This is a genomic window from Streptomyces sp. NPDC020299, from assembly GCF_044387825.1.
Lineage (GTDB): Bacteria > Actinomycetota > Actinomycetes > Streptomycetales > Streptomycetaceae > Streptomyces.
The window spans coordinates 609759-623502 of the sequence record NZ_JBIRWL010000003.1; the positions used below are offsets into that span (position 1 = coordinate 609759).

At 71.0% G+C, this 13744-nt stretch carries 10 protein-coding genes; 9 read left to right on the forward strand and 1 reads right to left on the reverse strand.

Annotated features, from left to right (window positions below):
• Window positions 1–19 precede the first annotated feature (19 nt).
• Together ACH45E_RS10785 and ACH45E_RS10790 are read left to right on the forward strand one after the other, a co-directional pair.
• Window positions 20–382, forward strand: a complete 363-nt coding sequence (locus tag ACH45E_RS10785) for a TadE family type IV pilus minor pilin (protein ID WP_361446142.1) — start codon at window positions 20–22, stop codon at window positions 380–382.
• The gene (locus ACH45E_RS10790; protein WP_361446140.1) at window positions 379–810 is read left to right on the forward strand and encodes an Rv3654c family TadE-like protein; all 432 of its coding nucleotides are present in this window, start codon (window positions 379–381) and stop codon (window positions 808–810) included. The genes ACH45E_RS10785 and ACH45E_RS10790 overlap by 4 nt, the downstream gene beginning before the upstream one ends.
• On the opposite strand, the gene ACH45E_RS10795 is transcribed toward ACH45E_RS10790, so the two are convergent.
• A complete protein-coding gene (locus ACH45E_RS10795) occupies window positions 701–3229 on the reverse strand; it encodes a DEAD/DEAH box helicase (protein ID WP_361446138.1) in 2529 nt (842 codons plus the stop codon). The two genes, ACH45E_RS10790 and ACH45E_RS10795, sit on opposite strands and share 110 nt — an antisense overlap.
• An 81-nt stretch (window positions 3230–3310) precedes the next feature.
• Between ACH45E_RS10795 and bldG the strand changes: the two genes are divergently transcribed.
• The 7 genes from bldG (at window position 3311) to topA (ending at window position 13737) form a co-directional block, all read left to right on the forward strand.
• On the forward strand, window positions 3311–3652 hold the full coding sequence (gene bldG / locus ACH45E_RS10800) for an anti-sigma factor antagonist BldG (RefSeq protein WP_010986038.1): 342 nt from the start codon (window positions 3311–3313) through the stop codon (window positions 3650–3652).
• A gap of 288 nt (window positions 3653–3940) precedes the next feature.
• Window positions 3941–4372 (forward strand): ATP-binding protein, encoded by a 432-nt coding sequence (locus ACH45E_RS10805; protein WP_361446136.1) that lies wholly within the window; start codon window positions 3941–3943, stop codon window positions 4370–4372.
• 330 nt (window positions 4373–4702) lie between these two features.
• A complete protein-coding gene (locus ACH45E_RS10810; RefSeq protein WP_361446134.1) occupies window positions 4703–7111 on the forward strand; it encodes a sodium-translocating pyrophosphatase in 2409 nt (802 codons plus the stop codon).
• Window positions 7112–7304: 193 nt separating this feature from the next.
• Window positions 7305–7922 (forward strand): small secreted protein, encoded by a 618-nt coding sequence (locus tag ACH45E_RS10815; RefSeq protein WP_361446132.1) that lies wholly within the window; start codon window positions 7305–7307, stop codon window positions 7920–7922.
• Window positions 7923–7941: 19 nt separating this feature from the next.
• On the forward strand, window positions 7942–9480 hold the full coding sequence (locus ACH45E_RS10820) for a class I SAM-dependent methyltransferase (protein WP_361446130.1): 1539 nt from the start codon (window positions 7942–7944) through the stop codon (window positions 9478–9480).
• 927 nt (window positions 9481–10407) lie between these two features.
• On the forward strand, window positions 10408–10605 hold the full coding sequence (locus ACH45E_RS10825; RefSeq protein ID WP_361446128.1) for a hypothetical protein: 198 nt from the start codon (window positions 10408–10410) through the stop codon (window positions 10603–10605).
• Window positions 10606–10866: 261 nt separating this feature from the next.
• Window positions 10867–13737: a type I DNA topoisomerase gene (topA, locus tag ACH45E_RS10830; protein WP_361446126.1), complete on the forward strand. Its 2871-nt coding sequence runs from the start codon at window positions 10867–10869 to the stop codon at window positions 13735–13737.
• Window positions 13738–13744: the final 7 nt, after the last annotated feature.

The window sequence follows — 13744 nt, forward strand, 5'->3', positions numbered from 1 at the left end:
GGTCGCGGACCGCGGGTTCGTGACCGTGGAGGCGGCCGTGGCGCTGCCGGTGCTGGTGGCGTTCACCATGGCGCTGGTCTGGGGGTTGTTCGTGATGGCCGCCCAGCTCCAGTGCGTGGACGCCGCGCGCGCCGGTGCCCGGGCGGCGGCCCGTCAGGACGCCCCGGACGCGGTGGTGGCGGTGACCCGTGAGGCGGCACCGCACGGCGCTACGATCACGGTGGCCCGGGAGGGTGAACAGGTGCGGGTGACGGTCGTGGCGAAGCCGCCGGTGCTGACCGGCCTGCCCTTCGAGGTGCGGGAGGAGGCCGTGGCCGCGGCGGAGGAGACCGTCGGCGCCGGGCCGCCGGCCGCTCCTGCCAGGGCGGAGGCGGGGCCATGAGAGACCGCTTCTCGGGCCGCCGTCGCGACCGGGGATCCGCCACCGTCTGGAGTGTCGCCGTCATCGCCGTGCTGTGCGTGGTCTTCGGCGCCTTCCTCGCCCTCGGGCAGGCCCTCGTCGTCCGGCATCGCGCGGCCGGCGGCGCCGATCTCGCCGCGCTCGCGGCGGCGGACCACTGGGCCGAGGGCACCACCGGGGCCTGCGACCGGGCCGATCGGGTGGCGCGGGCCCAGGGGGCACGTCTGGTGCGGTGCGCGATCGTGGGCGAGACCTCGGACGTGACGGCGGCGTCCGGCCGGGGACCGTTCGCCGCGGAGGTCAGATCGCGGGCGGGGCCTGCCGGACCGGCTTCTGCTCCTGCGGCCGTTCCCCCTCCGGCGTCTCCTCGTCCGGCTTCTCCTCCGGCGCCCCCCGCAACAGCACCGTGAGGAGCCGCACGGCACCCCGCTTGTGCAGTGGATCGTTGCCGTTGCCGCACTTGGGGGACTGGATGCAGGACGGGCAGCCGGCGTCGCACTCGCACGAGGCGATGGCCTGGCGGGTGGCGGTGAGCCAGCCGCGGGCGGTGTGGAAGGCGCGCTCCGCGAAGCCCGCGCCGCCGGGGTGGCCGTCGTACACGAAGACGGTGGGCAGGAGCGTGTCGGGGTGCAGGGGGACCGAGACCCCGCCGATGTCCCAGCGGTCGCAGGTCGCGAAGAGCGGCAGCATGCCGATCGAGGCGTGCTCGGCGGCGTGCAGGGCGCCGCCGAGGATCTCCGGGTTGATCCGGGCCTCGTCCAGCTGGTCCTCGGTGACCGTCCACCACACCGCGCGCGTGCGCAGCGTTCGAGGAGGGAGGTCGAGTTTCGTCTCGCCCAGCACTTCACCGGTGATGACCCGCCGGCGCAGATAGGAGACCACCTGGTTGGTGACTTCCACCGAGCCGTAGCAGAGCCGTCCCGCGCCCCAGGGGAGCTCGATGTCCGTCTCCAGCACGGAGATCGACGTCGTGTCTCGGGCGACCGTCGAGTACGGCGGGTCGGCCTGCTCGACCAGGGCGACGGAGTCCTCCAGGTCGAGGGAGCGCACCAGGTACGTGCGCCCCTGGTGCAGGTGGACCGCGCCCTCGTGCACCGTCGAGTGCGAGGCCGAGGCGTCCACCGTGCCGAGGAGGCGTCCGGTGCCGGATTCGACGACCTGCACCGGACGGCCGCCCTCGCCGCGGATGTCGGTCAGGTCGGCGGCCCGTTCCCGGCGGGTCCAGTGCCAGGCCTTCGTACGGCGGCGCAGCAGCTTCGCGGCCTCCAGCTGCGGCAGCAGCTCCGCCGAGGCGGGCCCGAACAGCTCCAGGTCGTCCTCGGTCAGCGGGATCTCCGCGGCGGCCGCGCACAGGTGCGGGGCGAGGACGTAGGGGTTGTCGGGGTCGAGGACGGTGGATTCCACCGGCTGGTCGAACAAGGCCTCGGGATGGTGGACCAGGAAGGTGTCCAGCGGGTCGTCGCGGGCGACCAGCACCGCCAGGGCGCCCTGGCCGGAGCGGCCCGCCCGGCCCGCCTGCTGCCACAGGGACGCGCGCGTGCCCGGGTACCCGGCGATCACCACGGCGTCCAGTCCGGAGACGTCCACGCCGAGTTCCAGGGCTGTCGTCGCGGCCAGCCCGAGGAGCTCCCCGGAGTGCAGGGCACGCTCCAGGGCGCGGCGTTCCTCGGGGAGGTAGCCACCCCGGTAGGCGGCGACACGCCGGGCGAGGGAGCGGTCGACCTCGGCCAGGCGTTCCTGAGCGATCACCGAGATCAGCTCGGCCCCGCGCCGGGAACGTACGAAGGCGACCGAGCGGACGCCCTGAACGGTGAGGTCGGTGAGCAGGTCGGCCGTCTCGGCGGTGGCGGTACGGCGGACGGGGGCGCCCTTCTCGCCGTGCAGCTCCGTCAGCGGAGGCTCCCAGAGGGCGAAGACGAGCTCCCCGCGCGGGGAGGCGTCGTCGGCGACCTCGACCACCGGCAGGCCGGTCAGCCGGCGGGCGGCCACGGACGGCTCGGCGGCGGTCGCCGAGGCCAGCAGGAACACCGGGGAGGCGCCGTAGCGGGCGCACAGTCGGCGCAGCCGCCGCAGGACCTGGGCGACGTGGGAGCCGAAGACACCCCGGTAGGTGTGGCACTCGTCGATGACGACGTACTTGAGCGCCTTCAGGAAGGAGGCCCAGCGGGGGTGGGAGGGGAGGATGCCGCGGTGCAGCATGTCGGGGTTGGTCAGGACGTAGTTGGCGTACTGGCGGATCCACTCGCGTTCCTCGAACGGAGTATCGCCGTCGTACACGGCCGGGCGAATCGCGGAACCCAGCGGTTGTGAAAGTTCCTTCACCGAACGGCACTGGTCGGCCGCGAGGGCCTTGGTCGGGGCCAGGTACAGGGCGGTGGTGCCGCGGCCGTTCGCCGCCTCCGAGCCGGCCAGGAGGGTGGACAGCACGGGGACGAGGTAGGCCAGGGACTTGCCGGACGCCGTGCCCGTGGCGACGACCACCGAGTCGCCGTCCAGGGCGTGCTCGGCGGCGAGTGCCTGGTGGGCCCAGGGGTGCTCGATGCCGCACGCTTGTACGGCTGCAATCACTTCCGGGCGAATTCGATCAGGCCAAACGGCATGGCGACCCGCGCGCGGGGGCAAGTGCTCCGTATGAGTGATGCGCGAGGCCCGGCTCGGTCCCGAGGCGAGCCGGTCCAGGACCGTGCCCGGCGAGAACCGGGACACGGGCTCCGCCGGGGGTCGATCGGTTCGGTGATTCTTGGCCATCGGCACCGAGTGTGTCACTGGAGTGACGGACAATGGAGCCAAGGCGTCGTGCACGCCTGCCGGTAAGTGATTGAATGCCATCGCGGCTGGCGTTGCGTCCCGGGGGCCGCAAGCCGAGGTGCCCGAGGGGCGACCGCTCGATAGCAAGGTGCTGGAGGATCCGTGGACCTGTCCCTGTCGACCCGTACCGTCGGCGATCGTACGGTCGTCGAGGTCGGTGGCGAAATCGACGTATATACCGCGCCCAAGTTGCGCGAGCAGCTGGTCGAGCTGGTGAACGACGGGAATTTCCACCTCGTCGTCGACATGGAGGGCGTGGACTTCCTCGACTCCACCGGTCTCGGCGTGCTGGTCGGCGGCCTGAAGCGGGTGCGTGCCCATGAGGGCTCGCTGCGCCTGGTCTGCAACCAGGAGCGCATTCTGAAGATCTTCCGCATCACCGGCCTCACCAAGGTGTTCCCGATTCACACCTCGGTTGAGGAAGCGGTGGCGGCAACCGACTGACTCGGGTGACCCGACCGGTCTCGGTCACCGGCCGGTCCCGGGCCGACGACACACTGCGGAGCCGCTGAGACGGCCCGGGGTGTGGCGGCGAGCCCGGGCCGCAGGCCGGGACCGAGTCGTCGAGGGACGCGGGCCCTGGGGGGCCGTGTGCCGTCGACCCGGTCGTCCGGTCGATCCGGTCCGTCCGTTTCCCGGGTGTTGATCACCAGGGCGGAAGAAGTTCATCAGGGGGCTCGGGCTCTCGGCGGCCCGGCCCCCGACCGCAACCCGATGTTCCGAGGGGGATGCATGGCCACCGTCGAACTCCGCTTCAGCGCGCTTCCCGAGCACGTCAGGACCGCCCGGCTGGTGGCGGCAGCGGTGGCACGCAGGGCCGGGGTGGACGAGGCCGTCCTCGACGAGGTCAGGCTCGCCGTGGGCGAGGCCTGCTCCCGTGCCGTCGGACTGCACCAGAGCGTCGGCATCACGGCGCCGGTGAAGGTGGCCTTGATCGAAGAGGAGAAACAGTTCTCCATCGAGGTCGGCGACGAGGCACCGCACGCGGTCCCGGGGACGTCCACCGGAGCCGCGCCGGACGCGGACGTGGAGGCCGACGAGGACGAGATGGGCCTGGCGGTCATCAGCGGCCTCGTCGACGACGTGGAGGTCAGCACCGGGGAGCACGGCGGGCTGATCCGCATGACCTGGCCGACCATCCCGCCGGCCGTCGCACTCGCCTGAGCCACCCCGCATCACCCCCGCGTCACCCGAAGGGCCCTGCTCAGCAGGGTCCTTTTTGCGTTGTCTTCCTGCCTTGGCGTTCCCCGGCCTTCTGTCTTATTGTCGACACACGCCGGAATTCGTGAACGAATTCACGATCAACCGCCGATAATTTGATCAAGCGTCAATGCTTTTGAGGCATTACCGCTTTCGGGTTCTTTGGCGCGATCTCGATCATTTGCTGAAGAGCAGGTGAAGGCCAATTCCGCTTACCGCGCTCTGTTTAGATCAGGTTCCGGTACCTAGAATCCGTCCACATCTTGAGCTCAGCCCAAGCGTCAAGGAGGACGAATGGCGGGGCTTTCTACCCCTCATCAGCTGGACCACCCCACAACCTTCGCAGCCGCAGTACTGACCGACGACAACCGGATCATCGTGGCGGCCATCGCGGCCGTCGCGGTGGCCGCGCTCGTGGTCGCAGGCGTCCTGGTGCGCCAGGTGCTGGCGGCGGGCGAGGGCACCGACAGCATGAAAGAGATCGCGGAAGCGGTCCAGGAAGGCGCCAAGGCCTATCTCGGCCGGCAGCTGCGCACGCTCGGCGTATTCGCCGTCCTCGTGTTCTTCCTGCTCATGCTGCTGCCCGCGGACGACTGGAATCAGCGTGCCGGACGGTCGGTGTTCTTCCTGATCGGTGCCGTGTTCTCGGCGGCCACCGGCTATATCGGCATGTGGCTCGCCGTGCGCAGCAATGTGCGCGTAGCCGCGGCGGCCCGGGAAGCGACTCCCGCGGAGGGTGAGCCGGAAAAGGATCTCACCACCGTCTCGCACAAAGCCATGAAGATCGCTTTTCGCACGGGCGGCGTCGTCGGCATGTTCACGGTGGGGCTCGGCCTGCTGGGCGCCTCCTGTGTGGTGCTGGTGTACGCGGCCGACGCGCCGAAGGTGCTCGAGGGCTTCGGCCTCGGCGCCGCCCTCATCGCCATGTTCATGCGTGTCGGCGGCGGCATCTTCACCAAGGCCGCCGACGTCGGCGCCGACCTGGTCGGCAAGGTCGAACAGGGCATTCCGGAGGACGATCCGCGCAATGCCGCGACCATCGCCGACAACGTGGGCGACAACGTCGGCGACTGCGCGGGCATGGCGGCCGACCTCTTCGAGTCGTACGCCGTGACCCTGGTCGCCGCGCTGATCCTCGGCAAGGCGGCGTTCGGCGACTCCGGGCTCGCCTTCCCGCTGCTGGTGCCCGCGATCGGCGTGGTCACCGCGATGATCGGCATCTTCGCGGTCGCCCCGCGCCGCTCCGACCGCAGTGGCATGTCCGCGATCAACCGCGGTTTCTTCATCTCCGCGGTGATCTCGCTGGCCCTGGTGGCGATCGCGGTCTTCGTCTATCTGCCCGCCAAGTACGCCGACCTCGACGGCGTCACCGACGCGGCGATCAAGGCCAAGGACGGCGACCCGCGGATCCTCGCCCTGGTCGCGGTGGCCATCGGCATCCTGCTCGCCGCCGTGATCCAGCAGCTCACCGGCTACTTCACCGAGACCAACCGCCGTCCCGTGCGGGACATCGGCAAGACCTCCCTCACGGGCCCGGCCACCGTTGTCCTCTCCGGCATCTCGGTCGGTCTCGAATCGGCTGTCTACACCGCCCTGTTGATCGGTCTCGGCGTGTACGGGGCGTTCCTGCTCGGCGGTACGTCGATCATGCTGGCCCTGTTCGCGGTGGCCCTGGCCGGCACCGGCCTGCTCACCACGGTCGGCGTGATCGTCGCCATGGACACCTTCGGTCCGGTCTCCGACAACGCGCAGGGCATCGCCGAGATGTCCGGTGACGTCGAAGGCGCGGGCGCGCAGGTGCTCACCAACCTGGACGCGGTCGGCAACACCACCAAGGCCATCACCAAGGGCATCGCCATCGCCACCGCCGTGCTGGCGGCGTCGGCGCTGTTCGGGTCGTACCGCGACGCCATCACCACCGGCGCGCAGGACGTCGGTGCGAAGCTGTCCGGGCCGGGCGCGCCGATGAGCCTGATCATGGACATCTCGCAGCCCAACAACCTCGTCGGCCTGATCGCGGGCGCGGCGGTCGTCTTCCTCTTCTCGGGGCTGGCGATCAACGCGGTGTCGCGGTCGGCGGGTTCCGTGGTGTACGAGGTGCGGCGGCAGTTCCGCGAGCACCCCGGGATCATGGACTTCAGCGAGAAGCCGGAGTACGGCAAGGTCGTCGACATCTGCACCAAGGACGCCCTGCGGGAACTCACCACGCCTGGTCTGCTCGCCGTCATGGCGCCGATCTTCATCGGGTTCACGCTCGGCGTCGGTGCGCTCGGCTCGTACCTGGCGGGCGCGATCGGCGCGGGCACGCTGATGGCGGTGTTCCTCGCCAACTCCGGCGGTGCCTGGGACAACGCCAAGAAGCTCGTGGAGGACGGCCACCACGGCGGCAAGGGCAGCGAGGCCCACGCGGCAACGGTGATCGGGGACACGGTCGGCGACCCCTTCAAGGACACCGCCGGTCCCGCGATCAACCCCTTGCTGAAGGTCATGAACCTGGTGTCGCTGCTCATCGCGCCCGCGGTGATCAAGTTCTCCTACGGAGCGGACAAGAACATCGGCGTACGGATCGCGATCGCGGTCCTCGCGTTCCTTGTGATCGCCGGCTCGGTGTACGTCTCCAAGCGGCGCGGCATCGCGGTGGGGGACGAGGAGGGAAACGCGGAACGGGTGTCGAAGCCGGCTGACCCTGCGGTGGTTTCGTAGGCCGTCTTACGGATGCCCTGGTCAAGGGGCGGGCGGAGGGCGCGTGTTGGCGCGCCGTCCGCCCGCTTTCACGTGTGTGCGCCGCCTCACCGTGAGCCTTCTCTCATGGTTCAAACAGTGCCAATACGGTCTTAGCGGATGTTATTACTGGGGCGTCCGCCGTCCGCCGTGTAGATTCCGGGGGCCGAGAGCCATGGAAGGGACCAAACCGGTGAACAAGAAGCTCGCGGCCGCGCTGTCCGGCGGTGCGGTACTGGCAGTGGCGTTGACGGGATGCAGTAGCGGCGGCGACAAGGGCAACCCCAAGCTGGACGCCTGGGCCAAGCAGGTCTGCGACGCGGTGCCGGCGCAGGACGCCAAGATCAAGGCCGCCAACGCCGCCATCACGAAGACCGCCTCGGACACGTCCAACCCGCCGGCGACCATCCAGAAGACCGACTCCCAGGCCTTCCAGGACATGTCCGACGGCTACAAGGCGCTCGCCGGGGCCATCAGCGGCGCCGGGGCGCCTCCCGGGGTCGACGGGGGCGCCAAGCGGCAGCAGGACGCCGTCAAGAACCTGGGCGACCTCTCCTCGGCCTACGCCGACCTGAAGAAGAAGGTCGACGCGCTGGACACGAAGAACCAGGGCAAGTTCGCCACCGGGCTGCACGACATCGCCACCCAGATGACGGATCTGCAGAAGCAGAGCCAGAGCGGCACCGCCGCGCTGCAGAACCTGGAGCAGGGCGACGTCAAGGACGCCATCGCCAAGCAGGCGAGCTGCAAGAAGGTGTCCTCCTCGGCCTCGGCTCCGGCGACCTCCGGCTGAGCCCGGCCCGCGGGTCACAATGGGGGGCGTGAGTAACGCCACTGTGCCCTCCCCGCCGTCCGCCGACCGCCCCGACGTCGCCGCCCGGCTGCGCGACGCCCTGCTCAGCGCCTCCTTCACCGCCGACGGGCTGCTCGAACTGCTCGGCGCGCCCGCGTACGCGGCGCTGGCCCGCAGCGAGACCGTGCCCGCGCTCAGGGCGACCCGCGGCGACACGCCCCTGGAAGCGCTCGTACGGCTGTTCCTGCTGCAGCAGCCGGTACCGCACGCGCGCGTGGCGGGCGTGCTGCCCGTCGAAGAGTGTCTGGAGAGCGGCTGGCTGGTGCGCCCGGGCGGTGCCGCCGGGAGCGACGTCGCCGCGACCGTCGACGTACGGCCGTACGGCGGGCCCGGCGGCGAGGACTGGTTCATCGTGTCCGACCTCGGGTGCGCGGTCGGCGGCGCGAGGGGCATCGGCAGCCGCGACGAAAGCGTCGTCCTCGGTGTCGGCGGCGCGTCCACCACCCTCGCGGGCATCACCGTCCGCACACCCGTCGGCGCGGCGCTCGACCTCGGCACCGGCTCCGGCATCCAGGCGCTGCACGCCGGCCGGCACGCCACGCGCGTGACGGCGACCGACCTCAACCCGCGCGCGCTGCACATCACCGCGCTGACCCTCGCACTGTCCGGCGCCCCCGCCGCCGATCTGCGCCAGGGCTCGCTGTTCGAGCCCGTCAAGGAGGGGGAGAGGTACGACCTGATCGTGTCCAACCCGCCCTTCGTGATCTCGCCGGGCGCCCGGCTGACGTACCGCGACGGCGGGATGGGCGGGGACGATCTGTGCCGCTCGCTCGTTCAAGGAGCGGGGGAGCGGCTGAACGAGGGCGGGTTCGCGCAGTTCCTCGCCAACTGGCAGCACGTGGAAGGGGAGGACTGGCAGGACAGGCTCAGGTCGTGGGTGCCGCGCGGGTGCGATGCGTGGATCGTGCAGCGCGAGGTGCAGGACGTCACGCAGTACGCCGAGCTGTGGCTGAGGGACGCCGGTGACCACCGGTCCGGCCCGGCCGAGTACCAGGCGCGGTACGACGCCTGGCTGGAGGAGTTCGAGGCGCGCAAGGTCAAGGGGGTGGGCTTCGGCTGGATCACGCTGCGCAGGACCGGGGCCGCCGAGCCCTCGGTCACCGTGGAGGAGTGGCCGCACTCGATCGAACAGCCGCTCGGAGCCACGGTCCGGGCCCACTTCGAACGCCTCGACTACCTGCGGGAACATGACGACGCGGCGCTGCTCGCCGGGCACTTCAAGCTCGCCGCGGAGGTGGTTCAGGAGCAGGTCGGGCTGCCCGGCGCCGAGGACCCGGAGCACGTGGTGCTGCGCCAGCACCGCGGGATGCGCCGCGCCACCAAGGTGGACACGGTCGGCGCCGGTTTCGCGGGCGTCTGCGACGGCACGCTCAGCGCCGGCCGCATCCTGGACGCCATCGCCCAGCTGATGGGCGAGGACCCCGTGGTCCTGCGCGACCGCACACCGGCGCAGATCCGGCTGCTGGTCGAGCAGGGGTTCCTGGAGCCGGCGGGCTGAGGTCGGGGGCGGGGCCGTGCCGGGCTGGGACGGTCAGCTTGAAGCCGCAGGGCCAGGTCGTCGGGCCGAGGCTGTGAGGCCTTGGGATCCGGGCTGAGGCAGCCGAGGGCAGGCCAGGGCCTGGGCCGGCAGGGCTGGAGGCCGGGCCGGGGTCGCGGGGCTCACCGGGCCGATGCTCGTCGGGTCGCAGGGGCCATGGAGCCGGGCTGAGCCCGGCCCGGTCGAGCGTGGGTGGGCTGACCGGGGCTCCGGGGGCTGCCCCGCTCGACGCCGCCGCGCCGGGGCGGCCCGGGCCGACCTGGGCCGGGACCGCCCCGCCGCGCCGGGGCGGCCCGGGCCGACCTGGGCCGGGACCGCAGAACCTGGGATGCCCCGCCGAGCCCACCGCAGTCCGCCCCACCCGGTACACGGGCCGCCCCCAGGGCTGTCTCCCTCCGCCCATCGCTGCCGGAATCCCGAGCCCGACCCACCCGCCCCGGGACCGCAGCACCCGAGATGTACCGCCGAGGTCTCCCCGGCCCGGACGCGGGTGCGCCGGGTCACGTCGCCGGCCGCCACAGGCCGTCCCACCCGGCACGCGGGCCGCGCCCCGCAGGGCCGGACCGCCCGGTCAGGGCTGTCTCCCCCACCCATCGTCGCCGGAAGCCCCAGCCTGGCCCACCGCCCGCCCCGGAGCCTTGGGCCGCGGCCGTCGGAAACCGGCCAAGAAGCGCGGGAGCGGGATTCTCGCGCTCCCGGGGCACGTCCACGACAAGAATTCGACCGGAAAAATACCGGTGCTCCAACGGCCCTCCCGAGGGGCGCGAAGGAGCGCGCGGAGTGTTGTCGGCCCGGTGTTCACCTCGGGTTCGCCCGCCCGCCGCCCGGATGTGTCACTCTCCCCGCGCTGGGGCACTCGCAGACGGCAGACAAGGGGCGCACGGGGTCATGGAGAGCGGACCGGCGATCTTCGCGGGAGTGGCGTTCGCCCTGTTCGGAGCCGCACTGCTGGTGTGGACCGTCACTCGGGTCCGGCGCGGCGAGCCGGTCGCCCTCGGTGTGAGTCAGGTCGCATCCGCGACCCTCGCGGGCCTCGCCGCAGTGATCGCGCTGGGCCTCGGAACGTACTGCCTGACCCGCCTCTGAAGGCGGCCCGCGTCATGTCGTCCCGGTAAGGGGAGCGTCACGCTCCGGACAGGGGCGGACGGTCGGCTGAGGACTCCGGGCGGCAGGAAGGGCGGTAGTCGGGTTACCGTTCGAGTGGCCGTTGTGGGCTTTTCCCGTTTGACACGGGGGCGGGATGTACCGTCACACTCCGCAGCGTCACAAGAGTGAGCCACACAGCAACGCCACGCCCCCGGGACCAAGGCCGGGAGGCCCCAGCGTCGACCGGAGAGAAGAGCGAAGTTGTCCCCGACCAGCGAGACCGCACAGGGCGGCCGCCGACTCGTCATCGTCGAGTCGCCTGCCAAGGCGAAGACGATCAAGGGCTACCTCGGCCCCGGCTACGTCGTCGAAGCGAGCGTCGGGCACATCCGCGACCTCCCCAACGGCGCCGCGGAGGTGCCGGAGAAGTACACCGGCGAGGTCCGCCGCCTCGGTGTGGACGTAGAACACGACTTCGAGCCGATCTATGTCGTCAACGCCGACAAGAAGGCCCAGGTCAAGAAGCTCAAGGACCTGCTGAAGGACTCCGACGAACTCTTCCTGGCCACCGATGAGGACCGCGAGGGCGAGGCCATCGCGTGGCACCTCCTGGAGGTCCTGAAGCCCAAGGTCCCGGTCAAGCGGATGGTGTTCCACGAGATCACCAAGGACGCGATCCGCGAGGCCGTCGCCAACCCGCGCGACCTCAACCAGCGCATGGTCGACGCCCAGGAGACCCGCCGCATCCTCGACCGCCTCTACGGCTACGAGGTCTCGCCGGTGCTGTGGAAGAAGGTCATGCCGCGTCTGTCGGCGGGCCGTGTCCAGTCCGTCGCCACCCGCCTCGTCGTGGAGCGGGAACGCGAGCGCATCGCTTTCCGTTCCGCTGAGTACTGGGACCTGACGGGCACCTTCGCGACCGGCCGCGCGGGGGACCCCTCGGACCCGTCGTCGCTGGTCGCCCGCCTCCAGACCGTCGACGGCAGGCGGGTCGCGCAGGGCCGCGACTTCGACTCCCTGGGACAGCTCAAGAGCGCGAACACCCTCCACCTCGACGAGGCGAACGCCCGCGCCCTCGCCGCCGCCCTGGAGAACACCCGCTTCTCGGTGCGGTCCGTCGAGTCCAAGCCGTACCGCCGCTCGCCGTACGCCCCGTTCCGTACGACGACGCTCCAGCAGGAGGCCAGCCGCAAGCTCGGCTTCGGCGCGAAGGCGACCATGCAGGTCGCTCAGAAGCTGTACGAGAACGGCTACATCACGTACATGCGTACGGACTCCACGACCCTGAGCGACACGGCGGTCTCCGCCGCCCGCGCCCAGGTCACGCAGCTGTACGGCGCCCAGTACCTGCCGGACACGCCCCGCACGTACGCCGGCAAGGTCAAGAACGCGCAGGAGGCGCACGAGGCGATCCGCCCCTCGGGTGATCGTTTCCGCACCCCCGCCGAGACCGGTCTGACCGGCGACCAGTTCAAGCTGTACGAGCTGATCTGGAAGCGGACCGTCGCCTCCCAGATGAAGGACGCCACCGGCAACAGCGTGACCGTGAAGATCGGCGGCACCGCCGCCGACGGCCGCGACGTCGAATTCAGCGCGTCCGGCAAGACGATCACCTTCCACGGCTTCCTGAAGGCCTACGTCGAGGGCGCCGACGACCCGAACGCCGAGCTCGACGACCGCGAGCGCCGCCTGCCGCAGGTCGCCGAGGGCGACGCGCTGAGCGCCGAGGAGATCACGGTCGACGGGCACGCCACCAAGCCCCCGGCCCGCTACACCGAGGCCTCGCTGGTCAAGGAGCTGGAAGAGCGCGAGATCGGCCGCCCGTCGACGTACGCGTCGATCATCGGCACGATCCTCGACCGCGGCTACGTCTTCAAGAAGGGCACGGCCCTCGTGCCGTCCTTCCTGTCCTTCGCCGTGGTCAACCTCCTGGAGAAGCACTTCGGGCGGCTCGTCGACTACGACTTCACCGCCAAGATGGAGGACGACCTCGACCGCATCGCGCGCGGCGAGGCACAGGCCGTGCCGTGGCTGAAGCGGTTCTACTTCGGCGAGACAGTGCCCGACAGCGGCTTCGCCGCGGGGGTCACGGGCGCCGCGGCCGACGCCGGCAACGGCGACGGGGACCACCTCGGCGGCCTCAAGGAGCTGGTGACCGACCTGGGCGCGATCGACGCGCGCGAGGTGTCGTCGTTCCCCGTGGGCAACGACATCGTGCTGCGGGTCGGCCGGTACGGCCCGTACATCGAGCGCGGCGAGAAGGACACCGAGCAGCACCAGCGCGCGGACATCCCGGACGACCTGGCGCCGGACGAGCTGTCCGTCGAGCTCGCGGAGGAGCTGCTCGCCAAGCCGAGCGGCGACTTCGAGCTGGGCGCCGACCCGGAGACCGGCCACCAGATCATCGCCAAGGACGGCCGCTACGGCCCGTACGTCACCGAGGTGCTCCCCGAGGGCACCCCGAAGACCGGCAAGAACGCCGTCAAGCCGCGTACGGCCTCGCTGTTCAAGTCGATGTCACTGGACACGGTCACGCTTCAGGACGCCCTGAAGCTGATGTCGCTGCCGCGTGTCGTCGGCGCGGACGCGGAGGGCGTGGAGATCACCGCGCAGAACGGCCGCTACGGGCCCTACCTGAAGAAGGGCACGGACTCGCGTTCCCTCCAGGCCGAGGACCAGCTCTTCACGATCACGCTGGAGGAGGCGCTGGCGATCTACGCCCAGCCCAAGCAGCGCGGTCGCGCCGCCGCCAAGCCGCCGCTGAAGGAGCTGGGCGAGGACCCGGTCAGCAACAAGCCGGTCGTGGTCAAGGACGGCCGCTTCGGGCCGTACGTCACCGACGGGGAGACCAACGCGACCCTGCGCTCCGGCGACAGCGTCGAGACGATCACCCCGGAGCGCGGCTTCGAGCTGCTCGCCGAGAAGCGGGCCAAGGGGCCCGCCAAGAAGACGGCGAAGAAGGCGCCCGCGAAGAAGACCGCCCCGGCGAAGAAGACCGCGGCCAAGAAGACGGCCGCCAAGAAGACGACCACGGCCGCGAAGAAGACCACCGCCAAGACGACCACCGCGAAGAAGGTGACCGCTTCCAAGGCGGCTTCCAAGACGGCGGCTGCCGAGGCGACGGAGGACTGAGGTCACA

Bases quoted from the DNA above. Each gene is read 5' to 3' on its own strand.
- ACH45E_RS10820 (WP_361446130.1), top strand. From the start codon at position 7,942: ATGGGGGGCGTGAGTAACGCCACTGTGCCCTCCCCGCCGTCCGCCGAC.
- ACH45E_RS10805 (WP_361446136.1), top strand. From the start codon at position 3,941: ATGGCCACCGTCGAACTCCGCTTCAGCGCGCTTCCCGAGCACGTCAGG.
- ACH45E_RS10795 (WP_361446138.1), bottom strand. From the start codon at position 3,229: ATGGCATTCAATCACTTACCGGCAGGCGTGCACGACGCCTTGGCTCCA.
- ACH45E_RS10815 (WP_361446132.1), top strand. From the start codon at position 7,305: ATGGAAGGGACCAAACCGGTGAACAAGAAGCTCGCGGCCGCGCTGTCC.
- ACH45E_RS10790 (WP_361446140.1), top strand. From the start codon at position 379: ATGAGAGACCGCTTCTCGGGCCGCCGTCGCGACCGGGGATCCGCCACC.
- ACH45E_RS10825 (WP_361446128.1), top strand. From the start codon at position 10,408: ATGGAGAGCGGACCGGCGATCTTCGCGGGAGTGGCGTTCGCCCTGTTC.
- ACH45E_RS10810 (WP_361446134.1), top strand. From the start codon at position 4,703: ATGGCGGGGCTTTCTACCCCTCATCAGCTGGACCACCCCACAACCTTC.